The organism is Erwinia sp. 2186, from assembly GCF_057812255.1.
Window position 1 is genome coordinate 111,246 of record NZ_CM173824.1, and the last position, 17,841, is coordinate 129,086.

At 49.1% G+C, this 17,841-nt stretch carries 17 protein-coding genes and 1 tRNA gene; 12 read left to right on the plus strand and 6 right to left on the minus strand.

Annotated elements, in window-relative coordinates; genetic code table 11:
* The first annotated feature begins 181 nt into the window (after nucleotides 1-181).
* The 4 genes from ACXKZG_RS00495 (at nucleotide 182) to ACXKZG_RS00510 (ending at nucleotide 3,915) form a co-directional block, all read left to right on the plus strand.
* A tRNA-Sec gene (locus tag ACXKZG_RS00495) sits at nucleotides 182-276 on the plus strand.
* A gap of 162 nt (nucleotides 277-438) precedes the next feature.
* Nucleotides 439-1,617 (plus strand): tyrosine-type recombinase/integrase, encoded by a 1,179-nt coding sequence (locus ACXKZG_RS00500; RefSeq protein ID WP_488875535.1) that lies wholly within the window; start codon nucleotides 439-441, stop codon nucleotides 1,615-1,617.
* 19 nt (nucleotides 1,618-1,636) lie between these two features.
* Nucleotides 1,637-3,496 carry a DEAD/DEAH box helicase gene (locus ACXKZG_RS00505; RefSeq protein WP_488875536.1) on the plus strand — a complete coding sequence of 620 codons (1,860 nt, stop codon included), beginning with the start codon at nucleotides 1,637-1,639 and terminating at the stop codon, nucleotides 3,494-3,496.
* Entirely contained in the window at nucleotides 3,493-3,915 is a 423-nt protein-coding gene (locus tag ACXKZG_RS00510; protein WP_488875537.1) for a hypothetical protein, read from the plus strand. The genes ACXKZG_RS00505 and ACXKZG_RS00510 overlap by 4 nt, the downstream gene beginning before the upstream one ends.
* Nucleotides 3,916-4,355: 440 nt before the next feature.
* On the opposite strand, the gene ACXKZG_RS00515 is transcribed toward ACXKZG_RS00510, so the two are convergent.
* Both ACXKZG_RS00515 and ACXKZG_RS00520 read right to left on the minus strand, forming a co-directional pair.
* On the minus strand, nucleotides 4,356-4,607 hold the full coding sequence (locus tag ACXKZG_RS00515) for an ogr/Delta-like zinc finger family protein (RefSeq protein WP_488875538.1): 252 nt from the start codon (nucleotides 4,605-4,607) through the stop codon (nucleotides 4,356-4,358).
* A complete protein-coding gene (locus tag ACXKZG_RS00520; protein ID WP_488875539.1) occupies nucleotides 4,604-5,314 on the minus strand; it encodes a hypothetical protein in 711 nt (236 codons plus the stop codon). The genes ACXKZG_RS00515 and ACXKZG_RS00520 overlap by 4 nt, the downstream gene beginning before the upstream one ends.
* 570 nt (nucleotides 5,315-5,884) lie before the next feature.
* Between ACXKZG_RS00520 and ACXKZG_RS00525 the strand changes: the two genes are divergently transcribed.
* From ACXKZG_RS00525 to ACXKZG_RS00550, 6 genes are read left to right on the plus strand one after another with little or no spacing between them, the layout of a single operon-like run.
* A complete protein-coding gene (locus tag ACXKZG_RS00525; protein WP_488875540.1) occupies nucleotides 5,885-6,109 on the plus strand; it encodes a helix-turn-helix transcriptional regulator in 225 nt (74 codons plus the stop codon).
* A complete protein-coding gene (locus tag ACXKZG_RS00530) occupies nucleotides 6,106-6,354 on the plus strand; it encodes a hypothetical protein (RefSeq protein WP_488875541.1) in 249 nt (82 codons plus the stop codon). The genes ACXKZG_RS00525 and ACXKZG_RS00530 overlap by 4 nt, the downstream gene beginning before the upstream one ends.
* Nucleotides 6,355-6,367: 13 nt before the next feature.
* Entirely contained in the window at nucleotides 6,368-6,895 is a 528-nt protein-coding gene (locus ACXKZG_RS00535; RefSeq protein WP_488875542.1) for a host cell division inhibitor Icd-like protein, read from the plus strand.
* The gene (locus ACXKZG_RS00540; protein ID WP_151036755.1) at nucleotides 6,892-7,161 is read left to right on the plus strand and encodes a hypothetical protein; all 270 of its coding nucleotides are present in this window, start codon (nucleotides 6,892-6,894) and stop codon (nucleotides 7,159-7,161) included. The genes ACXKZG_RS00535 and ACXKZG_RS00540 overlap by 4 nt, the downstream gene beginning before the upstream one ends.
* The gene (locus tag ACXKZG_RS00545; RefSeq protein ID WP_488875543.1) at nucleotides 7,151-7,486 is read left to right on the plus strand and encodes a DUF5375 family protein; all 336 of its coding nucleotides are present in this window, start codon (nucleotides 7,151-7,153) and stop codon (nucleotides 7,484-7,486) included. The genes ACXKZG_RS00540 and ACXKZG_RS00545 overlap by 11 nt, the downstream gene beginning before the upstream one ends.
* A 9-nt stretch (nucleotides 7,487-7,495) precedes the next feature.
* Nucleotides 7,496-9,814 carry a primase-helicase zinc-binding domain-containing protein gene (locus ACXKZG_RS00550; RefSeq protein WP_488875544.1) on the plus strand — a complete coding sequence of 773 codons (2,319 nt, stop codon included), beginning with the start codon at nucleotides 7,496-7,498 and terminating at the stop codon, nucleotides 9,812-9,814.
* 124 nt (nucleotides 9,815-9,938) lie between these two features.
* Here the strand turns inward: ACXKZG_RS00550 and ACXKZG_RS00555 are convergent, their stop codons facing one another.
* Nucleotides 9,939-10,706 (minus strand): class I SAM-dependent methyltransferase, encoded by a 768-nt coding sequence (locus ACXKZG_RS00555; RefSeq protein WP_488875545.1) that lies wholly within the window; start codon nucleotides 10,704-10,706, stop codon nucleotides 9,939-9,941.
* Nucleotides 10,703-11,380: a hypothetical protein gene (locus ACXKZG_RS00560; RefSeq protein WP_488875546.1), complete on the minus strand. Its 678-nt coding sequence runs from the start codon at nucleotides 11,378-11,380 to the stop codon at nucleotides 10,703-10,705. Before ACXKZG_RS00560 ends, ACXKZG_RS00555 begins: the two co-directional genes overlap by 4 nt.
* A 940-nt stretch (nucleotides 11,381-12,320) precedes the next feature.
* Here ACXKZG_RS00560 and ACXKZG_RS00565 point away from each other — a divergent pair.
* Nucleotides 12,321-13,268, plus strand: coding sequence for an apurinic/apyrimidinic endonuclease family protein (locus tag ACXKZG_RS00565; protein WP_488875547.1), 948 nt, complete (start codon nucleotides 12,321-12,323; stop codon nucleotides 13,266-13,268).
* 186 nt (nucleotides 13,269-13,454) lie between these two features.
* Here ACXKZG_RS00565 and ACXKZG_RS00570 read toward each other — a convergent pair whose 3' ends face one another.
* Together ACXKZG_RS00570 and ACXKZG_RS00575 are read right to left on the minus strand one after the other, a co-directional pair.
* On the minus strand, nucleotides 13,455-14,147 hold the full coding sequence (locus ACXKZG_RS00570) for a DUF421 domain-containing protein (protein ID WP_488875548.1): 693 nt from the start codon (nucleotides 14,145-14,147) through the stop codon (nucleotides 13,455-13,457).
* Nucleotides 14,148-15,535: 1,388 nt separating this feature from the next.
* Nucleotides 15,536-16,426, minus strand: coding sequence for a LysR family transcriptional regulator (locus tag ACXKZG_RS00575; RefSeq protein ID WP_488875549.1), 891 nt, complete (start codon nucleotides 16,424-16,426; stop codon nucleotides 15,536-15,538).
* A gap of 107 nt (nucleotides 16,427-16,533) precedes the next feature.
* On the opposite strand from ACXKZG_RS00575, the gene ACXKZG_RS00580 reads away from it, so the two are divergent.
* A complete protein-coding gene (locus ACXKZG_RS00580; RefSeq protein WP_488875550.1) occupies nucleotides 16,534-17,508 on the plus strand; it encodes a quinone oxidoreductase family protein in 975 nt (324 codons plus the stop codon).
* Nucleotides 17,509-17,841 lie beyond the last annotated feature (333 nt).

Here is a 17,841-nt window from a genome sequence, read left to right on the forward strand (position 1 = left end):
CATTTCTTTGGGCAGCGAAGCAGGGAAATGGGCGTTGCAATGGCTTTAGGCGATCGTTTTCACGGGCGGAGGGCGGCTGTGTTTTGTGATTGTGGGATGCGCTTAACGAAAGCCAGATTGCGACGAGGTTAGGGCTGAATTTCGGCTTTACACAATGTTATACTCTGCGCCTCTTCAAAGAGGAAGATCGTCGTCTCCGGTGAGGCGGCTGGATTTCAAATCCAGTTGGGGCCGCCAGCGGTCCCGGGCAGGTTCGACTCCTGTGATCTTCCGCCAAAGAACGTCCGCGTTATTCCTAATCAATCCTTTAATTTGCTTAAAATCATAAAGTTATAATGGATTGTTGTCCGTGCTAGTCCTAGGCCATCTCCCTAAATCCGCGAAAAATATGTATAGTGGTATGTATAGATTTCTTATACGCATAATTCACTTATACATATGCCACTTACAGACATACAAATCCGACGCGCAAAAGCGCAAGACAAGCCTTTCACCCTGAGCGATGGACAGGGCTTATCCCTACTCATCAATCCCGATGGAAGTAAGGGCTGGAGATTTCGTTACCGGTTCGCAGGTAAAGCTCGCCTGATGTCCTTTGGTTCCTACAGCCTCGTATCACTTGCAGAAGCGCGGGATAAACGCGATAAAGCGCGTAAACAGGTCGCCAACGGGATAGATCCCGTTGAGGAGCGCAAAGCGCAGAAACTGGCGCAGCAGCTCTCGAACGAGAACTCTTTTGAAGCCATAAGCCGGGAGTGGCACGCAAATAAAGCCGATCGCTGGACCCTGGCATATCGCGAAGAAATCATTAAGACATTTGAGCAAGATGTTTTCCCGCAGATTGGCTACCGTCCTATCTCCGAGATTAAACCACTGGAGCTGCTTGAGGTTCTCAGGCGTATTGAAAAGCGGGGAGCTTTAGAGAAAACGAGAAAGGTGCGGCAGCGCTGTGGCGAGGTTTTCCGCTATGCGATTATCACAGGCAGAGCTGAGTATAATCCTGCGCCAGATTTGGCCAGTGCTCTGGCAGTGCCAAAGCAGAAACATCATCCATTTTTATCGGCTGAAGAACTGCCTCATTTTATTCGTGATCTGGAAGCGTATACCGGCAGCATTATTACAAAAAATGCGACTAAGATTGTTATGCTGACTGGTGTCAGAACACAGGAAATGCGCTTTGCTACGTGGGATGAGGTGGATCTTGAGAAAGGTATCTGGGAGATACCAGCAGAACGGATGAAGATGCGCCGATCTCATTTAGTACCGCTTTCAGCACAGGTGATAGATTTTTTCCAACAACTAAAACCAATCACTGGTCACTATCCCTACATTTTTATTGGACGCAATAACCGTAAAAAGCCTATAAGTAAGGAAAGCCTTAACCAAGTGATTGAGTTGTTGGGTTATAAAGGGAGGTCCACGGGGCATGGTTTCAGGCACACAATGTCAACGATACTGCATGAAGAAGGTTTCGATAGCGCATGGATCGAGACTCAACTTGCCCATGTGGATAAGAACAGCATTCGTGGCGTCTATAACCATGCTCAGTATATGGATGGTAGAAATCGGATGCTTCAATTCTATGCAGACCAGCTTTATCCACGTAAAGGTTACTAACTAATTAAGGACAATTGATATGTCTTACTTTTTAAACACAGCGGTAAACATTGAAGGTAATACAAAGCTTAGAACGCCACAAATTGAAGCTTATATAAAAATAAAAGAATTTTTCAGTGATGAAGAAAACAAAGAAGCGTTAGTAGTTTTGCCAACAGGTACCGGTAAAAGTGGTTTGATTTCAATAGCTCCATTTGGTGTCGCTCGTAAAAGAGTCCTGATTATTACTCCTGGACTTATTACAAAAGACAGCATAAGAAAAACACAAGAGGTTCTTGCTGATAACTTTTGGGTTAATTTTGATATTGTATTTAGCAGTAAAGATATTCCTATAGTCAATGAGTATCTAGCTGAATTATCCGCTGAACATCTGCTAAGTAGCCATATTGTTTACTCTAACATCCAAAAAATCACCTCTGCAAGGGGTAATGGATTAATTAACCGAGTGCCTCCAGATTTCTTTGATTTCATTATTATTGATGAAGCCCATCACGCACCCGCACAAAGTTGGCGTGATACTCTTCATTATTTTTCAAATGCAAAAGTACTTCATGTTACTGGAACGCCCTACAGAGGTGATAATCAGGAAATTCCAGGTGTAATAATTCACGAAACACCTTTATCTGAGGTTATGAGAGATAAATATGTTAAGTGGCTAAGAAAAGAAACTGTTAATGCGCATGAGCTATTTTTTACAACACCGGAACAACCGGGAGTAAAACTATCTAAAGAACAAATATTAATGCTCAAAGATAAAGAGTGGATTGAAAAAAGCATTGCTCTTTCCAAAGAATGCTCTTTAGATGTTATTGATCATAGCATTGAAAAACTTAAAGAACTAAAAAATACTTCGAAAAAAGTTCCTCATAAAATTTTAGCCGTGGGTTGTAGTATCGCGCACGCAGTGGATTTATTTAATTGGTACAAAGATAAGGGGATGACTTCTGTCATAGTACACAGTGAAATGGATCCAAGTGATCTTTCTGATGCTTTGATGAAAGTCGATCATCATCAATGTGATGTGGTCATTTCCGTAAATATGCTAATGGAAGGTTATGACCATAAATATCTAACTATTCTAGCAATATTTCGTCCTTATCGAAGTCTGAATGCCTTCGCCCAAGTTGTCGGGAGGATATTGAGAGCTATACCTGCATCTGAAATCACACATTTCGAAATTGATAATAATGGCTTAGTAATCTTTCATGAGGAAATTGGCCTAAACGTCATGTGGGAAAGTTTCCAAAAGGAGGTGGAGAAAGCTCGCAGGGCAACTGTTCGCGAATATACGTTCACCGATAAAGATTATATCGAAAGAGGAAACGAATTGGCAGGGGTCGAAAGCGAAAACGTATATGTCAGCGATAAGGATTCTTACTTAAATGATATTGATTTTAATGCATTGTTCGAACAAAAAAGACATGAGATAAGCGACTCAGTAAATCAACAAATAGAAAAAATCAGGCAAGCAGGTGTAGATCTACCCGAGGATGCATTGGAAGAATTACGCCAGAAATTAGCAGAAAAAGAAGTTCAGAAAGCTGCTGAAATTATTGATCCAGAGTTAATTGAGAAAAGACCTCATCAAGCAAGAAAATTAATGAGGGAAATTCTGAAAACCCGCACTCAAGATGCTGTTTCTAATTTACTGATTGATAATGGTATTAGTGAGAAAAGTTCAGGGCTTTATGCTATTTTCAATCGTTACGTGCCTTATTTAAAGACAACTGACGCTAATGATGGTATCTTAGTAAGATACGTATTTATAAAACTGGCCAAAGCGTATGGTCCGGTTGATAAGCGAGATAACAAGGCCCTTCTCCAGTCGATTAATGATTTAGATAAGGTTCTCGCAGAAGCTGAGAGGATGATTAAATGACAAACTATATTCAAATCATGAAAGAGATTAATAAAATAATTTCTTTTTGCATGGTAAAAGGGGTGCAGCCTCATGAGTTAGTTACATCTATTTTTGAGCGTGAATATCAACACATCGAAACTTATAAGAAAGGTGAGTTGGTTCATTTCATTTTAACTTATTCAGACATTCATGATGATGGTGTCAATTTAATTAAAATGAAATATGTCTATAACGATAGACAACAATTACTATCGATTGCTCAAAAAATTGATTCCTCAAGCTATAAGATCCAATGGGATCGCAGTGAAAAGCTTGATGCGCTGCTCAGTGACTTGGCATCGCAGTTGCCTAAGAACAGTTCGATTATTAGTCAACTTAAAGAGGCTATTCCTGATGATTTTAAAACTATTTTTTATCCAGTTTTAAAAGTTGCCTGATAGTCCATTTCCTTCATACCAAAGCCGCCAGCAGGCGGCTTTTTCATACCTCGTCACCCACCTCAGACTCAACACACGCGCGATTGCACCCAACCACTTACGAACCAACATCAACCACGATCCAACATGATTCATCCTGACGCCACGTGGCCGCATGCGTGCGCCCTTCTTCGCCTGTGCTGTGCCTCTACAGGGGCCAGCGCGCAATGCTACCCCCGCCTCGCCTGCCCGCTTTGTGCATCATTTTTTATGCAGTTGCATGAACCATGTAAAGCCGCGCCGGGCGTGGGCTGAGAGGATGCCTGTAGCCCCGCATTCTGCATGCAAATCCATGCACCTTATGCATGCATCGCTGTTTACAAACCGGCTTGCCAGAAAAAAGGCGTTGAAAGGGCGAAATGCGGAAACAATTAAGCCGCTGTTTTCAGCGGCCGTGGTGGTTAATGCAGGGTGCGGAAGGATGAACCGTAGCGCCCGATAGTCTGGCGTTCTTTAGCAGGCAACGGGGTGACTGCGGGGGCCGGTGCGGGCTGCGGCGGCGAGGTGATCACCTTCGTGATGCTCTCGCTGGTTTTAAATGAGCATGAGCAGTCGAGATTAGTGCACTGGTGATAGCGTTCCTTAACCTGTTCGGACATATAGCGGCTTGATTTAACATGTGCCGGGCTTTTGCAGTGCGGACAATGCATCATTTGGCATTGCCCTCTTTCAGGCGTTCGCGTTTTTCCTTCAGCGTTTCCGTCAGTTTTTGCCTGCTCGCCGGACTCTGGTACAGCTTCATATCCAAGCCTGTCAGCGCCGGACGCCACAGGCCGATATTTTCCAGTACGGGGGCTTCCGTCAGCGCCTTCTCAGGCAGCGCGGCAGCCGCACGGGTCAGCGCATTACCAATCAGCTCCGCCACAACCTGCATATCGCTGCGCGTGTCGTCGTCACGGGGATTAACCTTCTCCCGCTGAAGGCGCAGGCGGATGGCCCAAAGAAGTGAAGGGCTGATATTGCGCAGCGCCGACTGCCAGGCCGCATCTGCAAACTCATTAAAGGCTGCCTGGTGAGAATTGATGTACGACAGGCCGGTATGACAACCGCCAATCATCGTCAGCTGCTTATCAATCTCCAGCTCTTCAATCAGCCCGGTAAACTCGTCGGCCAGTTCACGGCTGGCAATGCGCTGGCTGTGTTTCGCCTTCAGCTCGTCGGTCAGGTTGCCGCGCAGGGTGCGAAAGCGCATGCGCCAGTTGGTTTCGGCTTCCTTTCCTGCCTCAATGGCCGCTTCACGCTCTTTGGTGCAGCGGGTAATGTCGGCGCAGATGGCGTTGTACTCTTTCATCTTCTCAAGGTGTGCCGTTCGGGCCAGCTCAAAGGCTGCCAGGGTGCCGCTCTTTTCCGGGGTGCTCATAGCTTTTCTCTCTTTGTAAAGGGTGTTGCTATTCTGTCGTTCACCACCGGACAAATCATTTCATTGCTGCCTGCCTGTCGCTCAGCAAACACGGCTACGTACTGGACTGATACCCCCACCGAGCTTTTAGTTTTATATAAAACTATTCACTACTCTTCACCTTAATAAAAAAGATAATAAAAACAGTAATTAAGAGGGTGAACACTTCAGATTTAACTGTTCACCGGGTATTCACCACTGTTCACCCGTTTTTTTAACAGCCTTTTTCTGGCCAGCCTTTTTGAATGTTATTTCCAGTTAATTCTCCCGTATCAATAGGCGAAGCTTTTGGATATTAACATTTTGTTACTCTGCTCCCCCATATTCACCTATATTGACCCACATTCAACACTAGGTTGTTTTTTAGACAGTTTTTGCTCGCGTTTCAGCGGGCAGGGGCTTGTTTACACGGGCAAAAATATTCTCACAATAGGGGGTTACCAGCACACCACGACCGGAACCGGCCAGCGCCGCCCGGATACAGAATGAGGTAACACCATGCTTTCCACCGCTTCAACTTCAGTCCCGGCAATGCCCCCCCTGAACAACCTGTACTACCCCCGCGACCGCTTTATGCGCCTGCCGGAAGTTATCAGCATCTGCGGCCTGTCCCGCTCGACCATATACGACCTGATTTGCCGTGAGCAGTTTCCGTCACAGATTTCCCTCGGCGGCAAGAACGTTGCCTGGCTGGCGTCAGAGATTGACGACTGGATGCAGTCCCGCATCGCGCAGCGTGCCGGAGGTGCGGCATGATTAAGCTCAATGTTGGCACCCGCAGCTACCCGCTCAGCCAGGAAGAGGCCGTGTACGTGGCCGAAAGCCTGCTTTCCGCCGCCGGTGGCAAAACCGCCACGCTGCCCGCGTTTAACAGCGGCCGTCACGGCCATATTTCCGTGTTCGCCGAAAAGCCGGAGCCTGCAAAGGGAAGTGAAAGTGCGCAAAGCGAAAACTTCCGATCAAATCCGCCGCAATCCGATCACGTCCTGACCGATTGCTGAGGAAAAAGGGCCGATGTATAAAAAAAGGCTTTTTTCTGGCGAGCCGCCGGTATACAGTTTCCCCGCTGCCGCAAAATCGGCAGCCGGGCGTAGGAACCCGAGCTTAACCTTGGCGACACAGCACGCGCCACGCGTGTTTTTTTACGTCGTCGCCTCAGTGCGCCATTTTTTTGCGCAGCGGTTCTTATACCGTTGCGTCTGTAAAATAATGGTGGCTCAGGCGGGGCAGCCTTCGGGCTGGCCGGTTTCCAAGGTTGCCGGTATTCCTACCCCCGTCTGGGCTACCACCCCTGAGTGTAGGAACTCTGGTGGTAGCTTTTATAAGCTAACCCTGGAGTCTGCCACTATGGCCGCAACCCTCATTTCTGCACGCATGCAGTTTACCTTTCTTTTTGCCGCCGTTCGCCGTGCCGATACCGCCGCCCGTCCCTGCATGCTGCGCACCACCGCCGAAACCGAATCCGCCGCCCGCCGTCTGCTGGCCCGCGATTACGTGCTGTCCTTTGCCGGTCGCCTGCCGCTGTATGGGGTGGCCGCATGAATACCCTGTCAGCCCGACATAACCAACACGCCATTTATCCCATCCCCCACGCCGATTTCCTGCGCCTTCAGCATGCCCACAGCGTCGGCGTGACCGTGCTCGACATGCTCGAAATTATCGAATGCTCCGGCAACCGCCACGGCGGCCCCGATGGCAATGCGCTGGCGTCCGTGGTGGCGCTGCTTACCGACCAGCTGGGTAAAGTGGTCAACACCTGTGAATCCGTCATGCTCACCGATATGGAGGTCTCCGCCCGTGACAACTAATCATTCCTGCCTGCCCGTTGAGGTTCGCACCGCCGTTTACCGCCGCGCCGTTGCCCAGGGCTACCTGAGCGCCTGTGAGCACTACGGCCTCAACGTTTCCGCCTCGCTTGACGAGGTGCAGATGACCATCGCGCTGGAGCTGGAAGGCTATTACGTGCGCAAGTACGGCCCGGAAAACGGTATGGACATGGCCTGCACCATGCTCAGCGAGATGGTACAGCCCGACGTGCTGGTCGCGGCGCCGCGACTCACGCGCATGGGTGAAACCATGATGGATGAACTGCTGTGTGGCCGCCTGGCTGCGTCCAAAACCACGCTGCATTAAGGAGGCCGCATGAAACATATCGTCACCGACACCGTAAGCGCCGCCGCCGGTCACTGGCCCCAGCTGCTGCCCGCGCTGGGCATCAGCATTAACGCCGCCGGTCAGCACACGCCTTGCCCCGTCTGCGGCGGCAAAGACCGCTTCCGCTTTGACAACAAGGCCGGTCGCGGGACGTGGGTCTGCAACCAGTGCGGCGCTGGCGACGGGCTGGCGCTGGTTGAAAAGGCGCTGGACGTCAACACAAAGGAGGCCGCCTGCCGGGTGGCCGGGCTGATGGGTACGCTGCCGGTTAAGCTGGTTCAGACCTCCACAGAGAAAACCAGCGAAGAGATGGCGCATGCGCGCCTTAACGCCGCAAAAGAGGCCATACGACTTATTGCCGGTGCGAAAGCGCAGGCCGGGAACGCCTACCTGACCGGCAAGGGGCTGGCTGACGTCAGCGCCCTGACGCTGACCACCGCAAAGCGCATCAGCGACACCACCTATCAGCCCGGCGACCTGCTGGTGCCGCTGACCGGTATTTCCGGCGAAACGGTCAACGCCCAGCTGATTAACGCTGACGGCACCAAACGCACGCTGGCGGGCGGTCAGGTAAAAGAGGCGTTCCACCGCCTGGGCGAACCGGGCGACATCCTCTGGCTGACCGAAGGATACGCCACCGGGCTGACGGTGCACCGGCTCACCGGCCAGGCCGTTTACGTCGCCCTGAGCGCCAACAACCTGCCCGCGCTGGCAGAATGCCTGCATGCCGAATACCCGGAGGCAATGATACTGATTGCCGCCGACCACGACGAGAACGGCACCGGCCAGTTGCGCGCTGAAGCCGCCGCAAAACGCTGCAACGGCAGGCCCGCATTACCGCCCGTCACCGGCGACTGGAACGACGTGTTTCAGTCTGAAGGGGAAATGACCACTCATGCAATGCTGACCGCGTTCACGCAGCCGAAAGCGCTCAGCCCGTTTGAGTCGGTAAGCGAGGCCGACCTGAAGGCCATGAGCGCCAGCCAGAAGGCAGAGCTGCTGGCCGCGCACTACCTCAACACGCTGGCCGTGCCGGTCGTGGGGGAAGACCTGTGCCGGTATGAGGGCGGCGCGTGGCAGGTGCTGCCTTACCGCGTGCTCAGCCGCGAGATTGCCGCGCTGTTTCAGAAGGTGCGCGCGCCGTTCTCGGCAACCGGTATCGGCGGCATCGTGGACACGCTCAAGCTGATGGTGCCGCAGATGGGCGCACCGGCCCGCCGGCTGATTGGCTTTCGTAACGGCGTGTTTGATACCGCGACCGGCACCTTCGGCCCGCATAAAAAAGAGAACTGGCTCCGCACCGTTAACAGCGTGGACTACACCACGCCCAAGGCGGGCGAGAATCTGGCGGCCGATGCGCCAAACTTCTGGCAGTGGCTGACGCGGGCGGCCGGACGCAATGAGGCGAAGCAGGAGCGTATCCTCGCGGCGTTATTTATGGTGCTGGCAAACCGCTATGACTGGCAACTGTTCCTTGAAGTGACCGGCCCCGGCGGGAGCGGTAAAAGCGTGATGGCGTCCATTGCCCGCCTGCTGGCAGGAGAGGACAACACCACGGCCGCCACCATTGACACGCTGGAGTCGTCCCGCGAGCGCGCCGCCGTGGTGGGCTACTCCTTAATTATCCTGCCGGACCAGGAGAAGTGGAGCGGCGACGGCGCGGGCATCAAGGCGATCACCGGCGGCGACGCCGTGGCGATTGACCCGAAGTACCGGGACGCCTACTCAACCCATATCCCTGCGGTGATACTGGCGGTGAACAATAACCCGATGCGTTTCAGCGACCGCAGCGGCGGCGTGTCACGTCGGCGGGTAATCCTGCCGTTCCCGGACGCGATACCGGCCAGCGAGCGCGACCCGCAGCTGCTGGACAAGATTGCCGGTGAGCTGGCGGTTATCGTGCGCCACCTGATGCAGCGCTTCACCCGTCCTGACGACGCCCGCGAGCTTTTACAGGCGCAGCAGTCGTCGGAAGAGGCGCTGGAAATCAAGCGCAGTGCCGACCCGCTGGTTGACTTCTGCGGCTACCTGACCCCGCTCAGCACGCCAACCGGGCTGTTTATAGGGAATGCGAATATCCGGCCCATGAATCCGCGACGCTACCTCTATCACGCCTACCTGTCGTTTATGGAGGCCAGGGGGCATCAGCATCCGATGAGCCTGACGGCGTTCGGGCAGGCTATCCCGCAGACGCTGAAGGAGTACGAGATAGAGCTGCTAAAGCGCAAGACAAAAAGCGGCATTCAGACCAGCCTGGAGCTGAGTGAAGACTGCGAATCTGACTGGCTCCCGCGCTGCGATGGCTAATCACACTCCATAAGGTCAAACCGGCTCCGGCCGGTTTGTGTCAGAAACAGTCTTTACTAACTTCGATTTACGTTGATCAGTCTGGGATAAGTAAAACGTGGCTGGCATTTTCAAAGAAGCTAGATTAGTTTTTAACCCATTTAAATGCTAAAAAGCGAGGGAAATCCCAATTATTAGGATATAGGGATTGAATTTTCTTTTCGGGAATAGGTTCCGATAAATTAAGTAATTGGAAACCATTTTTAGAAAAGGCCGAAATGTATTTCTCTAACGGCCGGTGGATGTGTGTGGTTTTAAAGTCAGAACCTGATAAAGATATCCTGAAAGGAGCTTTGACCATTATTTCTTTTTTATATGAAAACCAATGTTCTTTGTCATATCCCCAGTACCTTGGCCAGAAGCATGGATGAGGAATAGTGGCAACAAACTCGTCACCTGTCTTTGCAAGTCTTGATAATTTTTGAGCGAACTTGTCAAGTTGAGGATCTGCAGAAAGCATCATGGCCGCCAAAAATATTTTTTTCTCTTCTGAATCTTTGAAAAAATTTTCCTCACAATCTTCAAAGTCTGAGTGAATAAAAAAAATATTCGAGAATGTTGATAATATTGATTTTGCAACTTCCAAACTTCGGATTGAAGGCTCAATGCATAGAATCCTCTTGAAGCGTGTAGCAAGTTGTAAGGTAAGCTCTCCGGTACCCGAACCAATATCTATCAAAGTAGCCTTGGTATCTTTGCCAACCAGTGACTCAACTAATGGTACCATCACATAACTAAATGTAATATCTAACCCCGCACTTATCTGACGATGCCTTTCATAAGCCAAGCTGTCCCACTCACTAGCCAATTCTTGAGAAGATATATTCTTAATATGGGAGAAGTTCGAAATCATATCTGGTTTCCATTCTTTTTTTGGGAGGCATTTTTAGCAATCTGAACAAGTTCATTAGCCAAATTAAATGCCGGATGAGAACCTGTGTCAAACTCCTCAATTATATGCTTGTCTGCTCTGGCTCTACCGATAGCGACTTTGCTTCCATCTCTGCCGTAGAAGGCAATGGTGAAGCGTGCACTTGGGTCACTGAGCAATTCCATACCGTACACATAGATTTCCCCGCCTTTTTCTTCTAACTCCTTTGAGAAAGAGGTATGAGTCGGCAGACAGATAATTAGTTCACCACTTTGTGCTTTTTTTAAAAGAAGATCTTTTGAACTGTCATCATTGGCCCAACTCATATCGCGAGTCCAGATTGCTACTCGTCCGCCATATGCTATCCAGTTAAGCATGTATTTTTTTATTGAAGTAGAGTCTGATTGTTTAAATATACGTTTGCCATCCAAAGTGGAAATCTCATAGAATACCAGAAAGGCATATAGCAAAAATATGATGAGTCCCACTATAGATATAATTGATGCCGTGGAAGGTGTTATATTATTTTGATCCACTAGGGGATAAAGTGTGGCTACCAATGCTATCACACTCAAAAGAATAAGAATTAGCTTTGCAGTAAGCGCCTTAACATCCCTAGAAAATTTCGGGCGGGGCCATAACTCTTTATCTGACATTTTCATCCTTAAAGTGTTTGTTCGTTTTTGAGATTTGACATGTTCAACTTTACTGCCCCCTGTTCAATGAGTCTACAGTAAACTGTGAATTCTTATCATAAAAAATTTACTGTAATGATCTATGCGACCCTGAATAATACAACCCGAACTTTATAAACTAGGAACAAGCGGTGAAATCAATTACGAACTTTTTCTCCTTGCTTATAGCGTCTTCAAGATATGCATTGGGCTGTGTGTCCAGTCGTAGAGCTGGCCGCCTTAGGCCAAACCGTAAGGTAGGACATTCGCTGCATTTACGAATACAGCTGCCCGAAAAAAGAAAGTGATTAGATTGATTTTTCTCATGATGATTAACGGTGTTCACCTGAGGGTGATGAGTAGTGAAGAGTCACAGGCTAACTGATCACCAGTTAACATATTGATATTTATATCATAAATAACAAAAGTGAACAGGGTGAACACTTTTCTATAAAATCATTTTTCTTTTGTATCAGTTCAATCTTTTACTCAGAAGAATGATCTCACCTAGATTACTTGTGTATAAGAATGTGTATAGGAGTAATTTTTTCTTTATAATAATCACAATAAAAACATGAGGTTAAGCTGTTTTTATCACTCCTGTGATCTTCCGCCAACCAGCATCTTCCAAACTTGTTCCCTGCTCATCCGATAACATCCATAAAACCTTTATTTACAGGGTTAATGCGATTGTCCTTGTCTTTTAAGGCCTGCCTGAATATGCGTTTTGAATGGGAATATATCGTTATTGCGTTCAGCGTTCTGCTTAAAGAGTCAGATGAATTTAATGAAAATCAGAAATAAATCCATGAGCAAATATTTGAAAAAAAGTGAATGACTATTCAATTAATAAAAACATTTCTGACCGTGCAAAATTCAGGTTAGTTGATACAATTACCTGAAATTATGAAAAGGAACAGTGATGAAATTAGGGTTTGCCTGCAAGTACCTTAACGCGGATTTAAAGCAGCCATGGCCCTTTAAGTCGCCAACCCGAAAGCGATTTCTCAACCTTGATGAGACAAAGCAGGGGCAATTGCTGTTTGAGTGTGCCACACACAACCTTGCCCAGCTGTCGCACATTTTTGATGAGCTGGCGCAACTGCCCGAGGCATTAAGAATGATGAGAATAGGTAGCGATTTGCTCCCCCTGTTTACCGTTCCTGAAGCCGGCATCCATTATCAGCGTCTGTTACTCCAACTTAAACCGCTTTTCTCGGCGTGCGGTGAACGCGCGCGCACCAGCGGCATACGTCTTTCATTTCATCCCGGGCAATACACTGTGCTTGCATCCGAAACACCGGAGGTAGTTGACCGCTCGCTGGCAGACATCGAATACCATGTTTTATGCGCCAGGCTACTCGGTTACGGGAAAAATTTTCAGGATTTTAAAATTAATATACATATGAACGGACGGGGAGGATTTGAAGGATTCAGATCCGCTTTTCAGCGACTGAGCCCTGAAGCTAAGCTGATGCTTACCGTTGAAAACGATGAAGTCTCTTGCTCATTGGATGATGTGTTGCAGGCCAGAAAGTTGTGTCCGATTGTACTGGATATTCACCATCACTGGGTAAAAGAAAACCAGTTCATAAAACCAGATGATGAGCGTATTGCTTTAATTAAAGAATCCTGGCGGGGAGTGAGACCCATTTTACATTACTCAGTGTCACAGGAGGGATTAATTCCTGAGCGCGGATTTCCCGATCAGGAATCGCTGCAATTGTCCAAAATGAAACTGCGGGCACATTCAAACTATTATTTTAATGAGGATCTAAACGAGTGGGCTCTGTCATTTAAGGATTTCGATATTATATGTGAAGTAAAAATGAAAAACATTGCGCGGGAAAGCCTCTTTAAATATCAGTAGGGATGTGGAGCAGCAACCTCCCGCACCTGCATAACAGTACCGGATAAGCTGAGCCGGCGGCCACGGGAAGGTTCAGAAGCCTCACTTTTAATCCTGCATTCCCTGATCTGGCGGCCCGATGAGGTCGGTATCCCCTCATTCCTGGCCAGATAATAAGATTCATACACGCACCCTTGCACATTGCTTTCAGCCAGTGCGCAGGGTATTCAGCGCCACAGACCATAAATCCTTGCCGCACCGGGAGCAGAGGTGAATACCCTTCACATCAAGTTCTTCAACACTGCCGCAATGATTGCAGGCATAGGTGCCGGCAGCCTGAATTTCCGGGAAACTCGGGCGATGCTCAGGTGGCAGGACCGACAGGCCGGGTCTGACAAATTCATTATCAAAACAATAGATGCTGAGCTGCCCGTCAACCTCCACAAGGGCCAGACGTATCTGGCCCAAATGCTCTATGTTTTTCAGACGCAGTTCCATCAAAAATTCGTTCGGAGAAATATTGAGCCGGTCCAGATTTTCCACCACGTAGCGCCCGTCAGACACCAGCGTGATTACCTCGCCTTCAACCAGGCGGGCCACAGCAGTGAAGCGGGACATGGACCATGTAGTGGCACGGTAAAGGATGAGAAGTACAATGAAGACCATAATCACAGGCAGCACGGGCACATCATCATAGAAGGTCACGTCACCTGAAGCCGATCCCAGCGTAAGAATAATGACCACTTCAAAAAGGGAGAGCTGCTGGACGCCACGCCGGCCAGATATTTTCAGAAAGATAAAAACCACCACATAAGCAATACATACGCGTAACGCCACTTCACCCAGGAACGTCAGGGGAAGATCGTTCAGTAAAAATTTCTGCCAGTCAGTGTGATTCATTCTATTTTCTCGGGAATATCAGGATCTGAATATTATAATACCCAAATCATTATTAAGGTTCTGAGTGACAAGACCTGTGATTTCACCCCTGCGTCTGAGCATGCCGGCCGGCCATGGCACTCTTTGCCGCCGCACGGAGCCTGACGTCCGAAGAGGCATCCGGGCGTGAACACCATCGGTGGTACAGCAGACCGTCTGCGAGCTGTTTTTTTCACTATAAGGTGAGCGTCGGTTTCCGTGGCCATGAGCGGGGGCTTAACGAAAAACTGGCCAGGCGGGAACAGACAAAATTATTTGATGCCAGTCACTATTATATTTTTCAGCTGCTCAGATTTGTAAGGAAGTGAGCGCAAAATTAAATTAATCTCAAAATAAAAAATCGCCCACAGAAAGATAGTAGTTTTATGTGAACGAAAAAAACCTCTTCCATACCGGAAGAGGTTTTTTATCATGCTGGTAAACTGTTAACACTCACTCATTAACTATTCATGCAGTCCTCACACAGACTAAATTCTGGCACCCGCTGCTGTGCAATTCCGCTGGCCTGAAAATCCGTATATATACTGCCAAGAAATACTCTGAATTTTGCTGCAGTAACCTGTTCACAACCTTTTTTATGTAAAACCCAAGCGTTTAAACTACTTACTAAGTAGTAATATCTGGCTGTATTCATTAAAACCTCATTCAGTAAGTGATCAATAATCACACAATAAAAATTAAGGTTTCTTGATATATATCAATGAAAACGCAACTATTTTCACGATTAGGAATTCACCGGGTTGCAAACGCATAAAAAGCATAGGTATTTTTTTTGCAAAAATATGACGTTAATTTCCAGTCCTGACGGCATCTGGTTTAAAGCGGTCGGTTTAAACCGAAGTGAGCAGGGGCTTCGCTAACTGAGGGATAAAAGACTTCATTGGGAGGTAACGTGTTTTAAACAGGAGGGAGAATCCAATAAGGCTAACGATGTACAATAAAAAATCCCGGCCGCCAGGGCCGGGAAAAGAACATATCTACACTCATAATACATACGCATAACCATCACATATCTACACTCATAATACATACGCATAACCATCACATATGTAGATTATTTAGCCTACAGCGCACGGGTGGCTATGGCTCCAGGGATATTCTTAGAGGTCATAAGTTCGGAGGTTTCTGAGGCATGGTATTTTTGAGTTTGATTAATCTCTGGAAAAAAATTTCAGTAAGCGAATAGGGTTTATTCTTCGTCACTGTTCAATTTTTTTTGTTGGATTGTCTTACCGGCAGCACAATTTCCTGTAATGAGCTGGGCTCGCCCTGAACCCATGAGGGCTATGAGGTCCGGACGGGGGAGATGTTAACAGGGGCTGTAATGAATCCGAGAATCGCATGAACTGTCATGATGCGCTTACTCTTCCTGTTTCAGGGGCATCGTCAGTCGGACATGCCTTTCCAACAACGTCAGCCAGAAACTCCATCACCCTAACAGCGGAGGGATCGCGTCGGTACTCGGGATAGGCAACCAGCCACATACTTCTGCCTGGGGGAGGAGAATCTACAGCCAGTTTTATCAGAGAGCTGTCATTGTCCCCCATGAAACAGGGTAACGTCACCACGCCAAGCCCACTCCTGGCGGCCTGCTGCTGGGCCATCAGGTCGCTGGCCCTGAATATAATCCGCCGTCCGTTCAGCAGGGACTCCAGCCATTTCTGCTGCGTCACATAATCCAGCGACGTTTCATAGCCAATGAATAACCAACTTGCGGGGGGCCTGTCCTGCCAGGAAGGCGAAGCATACAGGCCGAAACGCATCGTCCCGATCCGGCGTGTTAACAGGTCGGGGTCTTCCGGTCTTGTCAGACGTACCGCGATATCCGCCTCGCCTTTGTTCAGTTGAACATGATGGGATGCTCCTGATAAGGAGAGCGAAATAGTCGGATGAGTTTGCGTAAAGTCGGCCACGGCCGGCGCAATCAGCAGTGCAGCGACAGCCGGGGATGCGCTAACCCTGATAACAGCAGCAGGCGCGGCAGATAGCGACGTAGCCTGTATTTTAACCCGGTCGGCCACCCGGTTCATTTCTTCAGCGACAGAGGCAATGACTTTGCCCTGTTCTGTCAGCGCGGTACGCCTGGGCAAACGTTCCGTCAGACGAAGTCCGAGCGACCTTTCGAGGGCGGCGATGCGGCGGCTGACGGTGGCATGATCGACGTGAAGCTCTTTTGCCGCAGCGGACATAGAACCCCTGCGAGCGAGCGCAAGAAAGTAATGTAAATCCTGCCAGTCCATTCACCTTCTCCTTGTGCGTTTTTACACATATATGGGTCTTTTATACCCGTATTTTTCCTGAGATAAACGACTTTATAATTTTCTCACTTAAACAGTGAGGACAGACTATGTCAGTAGCCATCGTAATCAGTCAGCCGGGCGGTCCCGAGGTCCTGAAAGCAATTGAAATCACCCTGAGTGAACCGGGCCCCGATGAAGTTCAGATCCAACATGAGGTAATAGGCGTCAACTTTGTGGATATTTACTTTCGTTCAGGGCTGTACCCTCAGTCATCCTCTCCGGCCGTGCCCGGGTTTGAGGGCGGCGGGAGAGTGATCGCCGTCGGGGAGAACGTTCGCGCATTTACCCGAGGCGATCGGGTTGCCTATACCGGGAATCCGATGGGGGCTTATACCGAGCTCAGAAATATTCCCGCCAGCCGGCTGATAAAAATACCCGAGGGGATAACTATTCGCACCGCCGGAAGCACGATGCTGAGAGGTCTCACCGCCCACATGTTGCTTCATAAGGTACGCAACGTTAAAGCAGGAGACTGGCTGCTGGTGCATTCCGCTGCGGGCGGCCTGGGGCAGATTGTCACCCGCTGGGCAACCCTGAAAGGTGCCCGGGTGATTGGTACCACGGGGTCAATGGAAAAAATGAAAATTGCACAAGCAGCAGGTGCCGCTGAAGTGCTTCTTCACACCGATCCGGCATGGGCTGAAAGCGTACGCGAGATTGCGGATGGGCGCGGGGTGCATCTTGCCATTGATGGCATTGGAGGCGCCATGCTCGCTGCAACGCTCGGCGTGGTTCGCCCTTTTGGCACAGTGGCAAGTCTGGGGCAGGCCGCAGGACCTGTACCACCGGTGCGTGTAGAGGAACTTGGCTTTGCCCGCTCTATCGCTCTGATGCGGCCAAGTTCAATGGCCTATGCTGACGACGCGGAACTTTACAGGCAGGGGGCCAGCGACCTGATGGCGGCTCTTCAGAATGGGCTGGAAAATCCAATCGGAGCGGAATACAGCCTGATGGAGGCGGCACAAGCCCACGCTGACCTCGAGGCCGGACGTACAACGGGAAGCGTGATACTGACGGTTTAGCCCCCTTTTATCTACAGAGCCATAATGTAAATAAGCTATTGAATATTATGAATATAAAAGCCTGGATTGTCACTGTCTGGGCTTTTACTCCTTGTCCGGCACTGAACTGGAAAAAAATTCCCGTCAGCATGGTAACTGGAATTTTTATTTCATTACCGCTTGCGTTTAGCACCCGGTGAAGCGTAGTATGCATCTATCGGTTTGTTATACAGACCTTATGAAAGCAGTTTTAGTAAAGCAGTCCTCAGTTCAGGCGTTATCCCAAGATACCCTTCCTCGTGAGTCTCCTCCTAAATGCACCATAAGTTCATCTCTGCAAAACAGACCACGTTC

Coding starts and splice junctions, on each gene's coding strand:
- ACXKZG_RS00500 (WP_488875535.1), top strand. CDS start 439: ATGCCACTTACAGACATACAAATCCGACGCGCAAAAGCGCAAGACAAG.
- ACXKZG_RS00505 (WP_488875536.1), top strand. CDS start 1,637: ATGTCTTACTTTTTAAACACAGCGGTAAACATTGAAGGTAATACAAAG.
- ACXKZG_RS00510 (WP_488875537.1), top strand. CDS start 3,493: ATGACAAACTATATTCAAATCATGAAAGAGATTAATAAAATAATTTCT.
- ACXKZG_RS00515 (WP_488875538.1), bottom strand. CDS start 4,607: ATGATGCATTGTCCGCACTGCAAAAGCCCGGCACATGTTAAATCAAGC.
- ACXKZG_RS00520 (WP_488875539.1), bottom strand. CDS start 5,314: ATGAGCACCCCGGAAAAGAGCGGCACCCTGGCAGCCTTTGAGCTGGCC.
- ACXKZG_RS00525 (WP_488875540.1), top strand. CDS start 5,885: ATGCCCCCCCTGAACAACCTGTACTACCCCCGCGACCGCTTTATGCGC.
- ACXKZG_RS00530 (WP_488875541.1), top strand. CDS start 6,106: ATGATTAAGCTCAATGTTGGCACCCGCAGCTACCCGCTCAGCCAGGAA.
- ACXKZG_RS00535 (WP_488875542.1), top strand. CDS start 6,368: ATGTATAAAAAAAGGCTTTTTTCTGGCGAGCCGCCGGTATACAGTTTC.
- ACXKZG_RS00540 (WP_151036755.1), top strand. CDS start 6,892: ATGAATACCCTGTCAGCCCGACATAACCAACACGCCATTTATCCCATC.
- ACXKZG_RS00550 (WP_488875544.1), top strand. CDS start 7,496: ATGAAACATATCGTCACCGACACCGTAAGCGCCGCCGCCGGTCACTGG.
- ACXKZG_RS00555 (WP_488875545.1), bottom strand. CDS start 10,706: ATGATTTCGAACTTCTCCCATATTAAGAATATATCTTCTCAAGAATTG.
- ACXKZG_RS00560 (WP_488875546.1), bottom strand. CDS start 11,380: ATGTCAGATAAAGAGTTATGGCCCCGCCCGAAATTTTCTAGGGATGTT.
- ACXKZG_RS00565 (WP_488875547.1), top strand. CDS start 12,321: ATGAAATTAGGGTTTGCCTGCAAGTACCTTAACGCGGATTTAAAGCAG.
- ACXKZG_RS00570 (WP_488875548.1), bottom strand. CDS start 14,147: ATGAATCACACTGACTGGCAGAAATTTTTACTGAACGATCTTCCCCTG.
- ACXKZG_RS00575 (WP_488875549.1), bottom strand. CDS start 16,426: ATGGACTGGCAGGATTTACATTACTTTCTTGCGCTCGCTCGCAGGGGT.
- ACXKZG_RS00580 (WP_488875550.1), top strand. CDS start 16,534: ATGTCAGTAGCCATCGTAATCAGTCAGCCGGGCGGTCCCGAGGTCCTG.